Source organism: Polaromonas sp. P1_E3 (assembly GCF_056405935.1).
Window position 1 is genome coordinate 1 of sequence record NZ_JBFUBD010000205.1, and the last position, 4,978, is coordinate 4,978.

The 4,978-nt window shown below is 63.6% G+C and carries 5 protein-coding genes; 4 read left to right on the top strand and 1 reads right to left on the bottom strand.

Annotated elements, in window-relative coordinates; genetic code table 11:
- A partial coding sequence (locus AC1D0Z_RS15910; protein ID WP_477659193.1) for a nitrilase-related carbon-nitrogen hydrolase occupies window positions 1-707 on the bottom strand: 707 nt, incomplete at its 3' end.
- A 24-nt stretch (window positions 708-731) separates the two neighbouring features.
- Here AC1D0Z_RS15910 and AC1D0Z_RS15915 point away from each other — a divergent pair.
- The 4 genes from AC1D0Z_RS15915 to AC1D0Z_RS15930 all read left to right on the top strand — a co-directional run.
- Window positions 732-2,057: a GNAT family N-acetyltransferase gene (locus AC1D0Z_RS15915; protein WP_477659194.1), complete on the top strand. Its 1,326-nt coding sequence runs from the start codon at window positions 732-734 to the stop codon at window positions 2,055-2,057.
- A 199-nt stretch (window positions 2,058-2,256) separates the two neighbouring features.
- Window positions 2,257-2,589: a hypothetical protein gene (locus AC1D0Z_RS15920; RefSeq protein ID WP_477659195.1), complete on the top strand. Its 333-nt coding sequence runs from the start codon at window positions 2,257-2,259 to the stop codon at window positions 2,587-2,589.
- Window positions 2,590-2,826: 237 nt separating this feature from the next.
- On the top strand, window positions 2,827-3,606 hold the full coding sequence (locus AC1D0Z_RS15925; RefSeq protein ID WP_477659196.1) for a hypothetical protein: 780 nt from the start codon (window positions 2,827-2,829) through the stop codon (window positions 3,604-3,606).
- A 138-nt stretch (window positions 3,607-3,744) separates the two neighbouring features.
- Window positions 3,745-4,978 (top strand): wax ester/triacylglycerol synthase domain-containing protein (locus tag AC1D0Z_RS15930; protein ID WP_477659197.1); only part of this gene is annotated, 1,234 nt, incomplete at its 3' end.

The window sequence follows — 4,978 nt, forward strand, 5'->3', positions numbered from 1 at the left end:
GCAAAAGAGGCTCCCTCAAACACGATTTCGTCCTGGCCGCCGACCAGGTGCGCATAAATCAGGGGCAATCCGGTCGCCTGGGCCCGGGCCTGCATCATCTGCTCGCGTTCACCGCCTTTTCCAACATGAAACGGCGAAGCATTGATGACAGCCAGCAGTTCGGCCCCCCCTTCTTTGGCCAGGCGTGCCGGCTCCTCAAACCAGGCGTCTTCGCAGATCAGCAACCCGACGCTAACCGCATCATCGCCCTCCCCGGCCTGGAACACGCAGGTGCCCTGCCCGGGTGTGAAATAGCGGCGCTCATCGAACACCTGGTAGTTGGGCAGCTCGCGCTTGGCGTAGGTTTCGATCACCCGGCCTTCGCGAAGAACCTTCGCAGCGTTATGGCGCTGCTGCACTTCGACGCTTTTGGTGCGCAGGCCCTTGCCGTTGTCGCCGTGGGTCGGCGTGCCCACCACCACTGTCAGGCCTTTTAACCCGGCCAGCTCGCGGGCCACCCGATTCACGGCATCATCACAGGCCTGGATGAACGAAGGGCGCAAAAAGAGGTCTTCTGCCGCATAGCCGCAAATGGCCAGCTCGGGCGTCAGCAGCAGCCGGGCGCCGCCCTCGTAGGCCGTGCGGGCAGCGTCGATGATCTTTTGCGCATTACCCGGCATATCGCCGACGCAATAGTTCAATTGGGCAACGCAGATTTTGAGTGGCATGTTGAAGTAGAACCCCGAAAACACGTGAAAAAGAACTCAAACGATTATGTCATTCGCGTGCTGAATTCGCCGCTGGAGGTGAATGCGGCCGAGTGGAACGCCCTGCTGGCGGCGCAAAGCCCGGGCGAGCCCGCGAACCCTTTTATGCGCCACGAATACCTCGCCGCGCTGCAGGAAAGCGGCAGCGCCACGCCCGAAACCGGCTGGACACCGCGTTTTGTCACCCTCTGGCAGGACAAGGTACTGGCAGGCGCCTGCGCGCTTTACCTCAAGGAGCATTCCTACGGCGAATACGTGTTCGACCACGCCTGGGCCAACGCTTACCAGCAGCATGGGCTTGAGTACTACCCCAAGGCACTGGTCGCCGTGCCCTTCACCCCCGTACCCGGCGCCCGCCTGCTGGCCCGCACTGCCGACGAACGCAGCCTGCTGGTCAAGGCCCTGGTGGCCTGGTGCACGGAGGAAGACCTTTCATCCCTGCATCTGCTGTTTACCGCCGATGAAGACCTGGCGGCCTGCGAAGAAGCGGGATTAATGTTGCGTCATACAGTCCAGTTCCACTGGACTGATAACAGTGCCCCCACGCTCGGCACTGGCGTGTCCTCGCTGCCCCCCGAGGGGGCAGTTCCGCCTAAGGGCGGCCTGTCGGCGGAACGCCAGGTCGGCTACCGCGACTTCGACGACTTCCTGATGTCGCTCAGCCAGGAGAAACGCAAAAAAATCCGCCAGGAGCGCCGCAAGGTCGCCGAGGCAAACATCACTTTCCGCTGGTCGCTGGGCAAAGACATCAGCAACGCCGACTGGGATTTTTTCTACCGCTGCTACGAGCGCACCTACTACGAGCACGGCAATGCGCCGTACCTCAGCCGCGACTTCTTCCAGCGCATGCAGGACACCATGCCGGAGAACTGGCTGCTGTTTGTGGCCGAACACAACGGCGACGGCCAGCGGCGGCCCATCGCGACAAGCCTGGTCGCCGTCAGCGCCCGTCCTGAAAGAGATCACGCCGGGGAAGGCACGGCGAAGCAGACCCTGGTCGCCTACGGCCGCTACTGGGGCGCCCTTGCCCGCGTCGACTGCCTGCACTTTGAGGCCTGCTACTACCAGCCGCTGCAGTGGTGCATAGAGCACGGTTACCAGCGCTTTGAAGGCGGCGCGCAGGGCGAGCACAAAATGGCCCGCGCCCTGCTGMCCGTCAAAACCACCAGTGCGCACTGGCTGGCACACCCGTCGTTTGCCGATGCGGTCGAGCGTTTCCTGGCGCGCGAAGGCGCCGGCATCGACAACTACATGGAAGACCTGGAACGCCGCAGCCCTTTCAGGCAAGCTGCGCCGGGCACCTCGGCGTAAGTACGAGCTTGTGGCGGCCGCAGGCGCTATGATTTTCATAGCTTCTTGCGCTTGTCAATATTGGGCTGCAGGAACCTTTCCATCAATTTTCTGTGCAAAACACGCGCTGGCCACGTTCCCGCCCGTACCTGCAACCTCGTCATACCTGTCTCCACACGGGCAAACGTTATTTGCTATAAAGCCCGTTCAAAGGAATTCCATGAGCAACAAAAACCTCGCCAATGAGCGCCCGTACACCGTCACCCTGGTCGAATGCCCGACCCTGACCGCCGACGAGCGCGCGGCGGCCGAACTGCGTTTTCGCATGGCGCTCGAATTCGCATTGGGCGGCCCTGAATATGTACTGCCTTCGCTGCGGGCCTACATGCTGACGCAAACGCTGCACGAAGGCCTGCCACTGGAAAACGCCTCAGAGGCCGAAGAACAGGTCATTGCGCTCTGGCAACACGCCGAGACCGACGCGCTCCTGGCGGCGATGCGGCCGCTGGGTGACAACCTGGACAACGCCCGGTTTGAAATCCTCCCGCTTTGAGCCCCGGGGCCGCCTGACCGCCGGCGGCCCACTTCGCAGCATAACCACCGCGCCCTGCGGCCGGCCTGGAAGCACTATAGCGCTATCGTATTGATAGCTGCTTGCGCCCGCCAGTATTGCGCCAACGACTCATTTCCCTTAAGCCCCGGCTTAATTTAAGCTCTGTATTTCACGCCCTTTTCCGGACGGTTTCAAGGCGCCGGTGACCCCCTGCCGCTGGCTCAAGCCGCTATCCCCATGAACGCTTTCGTGACCGCTACACCCGAAAACCCTGCAGTACAGACTGCCGATTCCGCGCCCCCGCTGGGCCGCCCTCACGCCCGGCGCTTGCGCGAGGTCTACCGCTCCGCCGGCTGGCCTTGTCAGGACCTGCTTGAGATCGAACTGCTGGCCACCGGCATGCTGCAGCGCGTGGCCGGCCCTGCAGGCCACGAGACCCTGCGCGTGACCGATGCCGGGGTGGCCTATCTGGCCACCGTGCTCGTGCGCAACCGCTCGGCGCATTCAAAGCATGAGGCCCTGGTCGAGCAGGTGGCCTGCGAAATGGTGCGTGCCGGCCGCATCACCTGGCGCGGCCTGGGCTTGCGCGCCCAGTTGCCGCCCGAAGAAGAAGGCGGCAAGGCCCGCTGGTGCATCGCCCGGCCCGACGTGTTTTCCATCCGCAACACCACGGTGCAGGAATACGTCGAGCCGATCGTGCACGAGATCAAGGTGCACCGCTCCGACCTGCTGGGCGACCTCCGCCGCCCCGAAAAACGCGCCGCCTACCTCGACCTGGGGGGCGAATGCTGGTATGTGCTCGGTTGTGACGCCAGGGGCCGGCCGATTGGCGATGCCAGCGAGGTCCCGATGGAGTGCGGTGTGATGGTGCTGGAGAACACACGCCTGGCCGTCGCAAGGGCTGCACCGCGGCGCACGCGCCAGCAGCTGCCGCTGGGCGTCTGGATGGCGCTGGCCAAGGCGACACCGGTCGCCGGGCTCGTCGACGACGAACAGGGGATGCTCGGCGAATGCTGAGCGCGTGACCAGCACGCGCGAGGCCTGCCGCGCTGGCGCGTTCCGGGCTGCGCTTTACGGGACAGGCGTCGCTACGGCAAACCCTAGTGCCGCAACCCGTCCCGCTCGGTTAATGTCTCCCTCACGGAGACAACAACAATGAAATCCCTCACCGGCCTGGACGCGACCTTCCTCTACCTTGAAACCCCCGAGATGCCCATGCATGTGGGGTCACTCAACCTGTGTGAACTGCCGGCGGGCTTCAAGGGCAGCTTTCACAAGGCCGTAAAAACGCATATTGCCAAACGCATGCACCTGGCGCCGGTGTTCAGCCGCAAGCTGGTGTTCATGCCGCTGGATCTGGGCCACCCGCTCTGGGTGGACGCCGACGAGGTGGACATCGACTTTCACATCCGCCGCGCGGACTCCGCCAAAAAAGGGGCGGCGCCCATGACTTTGGCCGAAGTGCACAAGCTGTGCGCGCAACTGCACAGCGAGGTCATCGACCGCAATTTCCCGCTCTGGGAGTTTTATATTTTTGACCGCATCCAGCTGCCCGCATCGCAGGGCGGCAAGGTGGTGGCCGGGTTTTTCTCGAAAATCCACCATGCGGCGCTGGACGGCAAAGGCGGCGTGATGCTGGCCAATGCCCTGCTCGATTTCAACCCGGTACCGCGCGAGGTGCCGCCACCCGACCCTGCCCGCCGCCGCAAAACCGAGGCTGACCTGAAGCTGGGCAAGATGATCGGCTCGGTGTTTTCGAGCTCCCTGGGCCAGCTGGCCAAGCTGGCCAAGGCGCTGCCGTCTGCGGCCAGCACTTTTGGCAGCACGCTGGCAAAGCAATCCACCACGAGTTCGGCAACAGGCGTAAAACCCAAAATGCCGATGAAGCTGGCGCCGCAAACGCCTTTTAATACCGGCATCACCACGGATCGCGTCTTTGTGACGGCCACCCTGCCGCTGGCTGAATGCAAGGCCATGGGCAAGGCGGTGGGCGGCTCGTTTAACGACGTGGTCTTGTGGATCTGCTCCACGGCGTTGCGCAGCTACCTCACGCAGCATCACAGCCTGCCGAAAAAATCGCTGGTAGCCGCCATGCCGGTGTCGCTGCGCGAAGCCGGCGCCACCGACGCCAGCAATTTGGGCAACCAGGTCAGCATGAGCCTGGTGGAACTGGGCACGCAGCTGGCGCACCCGCTCAAGCGCATGAACGCCATCATGGCATCGACCGCCAAGGTAAAAACGTCGATGCAAAGCCTGAAGGGCCTGCTGCCAACCGACTACCCTTCGCTGCTGGCGCCCTGGCTGGTGGGCGGCGCGGCCAAGATGGCACTCAACGCCTACGGCAAAAGCGGCATCGCCAGCCGCCTGCCCATGGTGGCCAACCTGGCGA

What these genes read in the sequence shown, in the direction of transcription:
- AC1D0Z_RS15920 (WP_477659195.1), top strand. Translation starts at nt 2,257, where the DNA reads ATGAGCAACAAAAACCTCGCCAATGAGCGCCCGTACACCGTCACCCTG.
- AC1D0Z_RS15925 (WP_477659196.1), top strand. Translation starts at nt 2,827, where the DNA reads ATGAACGCTTTCGTGACCGCTACACCCGAAAACCCTGCAGTACAGACT.